The 439-nt window shown below is 66.1% G+C and carries 1 protein-coding gene; it reads right to left on the bottom strand.

The window, feature by feature from the left end:
• Window positions 1-13 precede the first annotated feature (13 nt).
• A partial coding sequence (locus ACLBYB_RS32775) for an IS5 family transposase (RefSeq protein WP_447701376.1) occupies window positions 14-439 on the bottom strand: 426 nt, incomplete at its 5' end.

Here is a 439-nt window from a genome sequence, read left to right as displayed (position 1 = left end):
CTAGAGCCTGTCGTCACCTGAGGTGATCGAGGGCTGCGGCGAGGCAGAGGACTCCGGTGAAGCTGGAGGCGGTTTTCTCATAGCGCGTGGCAACCGCCCGCCACTCCTTGAGCCGTGCCCAGAGCCGCTCGACGACGTTGCGGTTGGTGTAGATCCAGTCCGGGCAGCGCTCGGGGGCCTCGTTACTCTTGGACGGGATAGCAGGTGTTGCCCCGACCTCTCGCAACTGCTGCCGGAAGCGTTGGCTGGAGTAGCCCCGATCCGCCACGACCCATTGGGGAATGCCCGGCAAGTGACCGAGTAAGGGCAGCGCGTGGGGCAGTTCATGGGCCTGCCCCGGTGCGATCCGAAAGGCGATCGCGCGGCCGGCGCCGTCAGCGATCACGCAAGCCTTGGTCCCATAGCCGCCACGTGATCGGCCAACAGCTTCACGATCGTC

It is taken from the genome of Methylobacterium sp. D54C, assembly GCF_053345595.1.
Note: the sequence above shows the minus strand (reverse complement) of the source record. Positions and strands in the feature narration are given on the sequence as shown.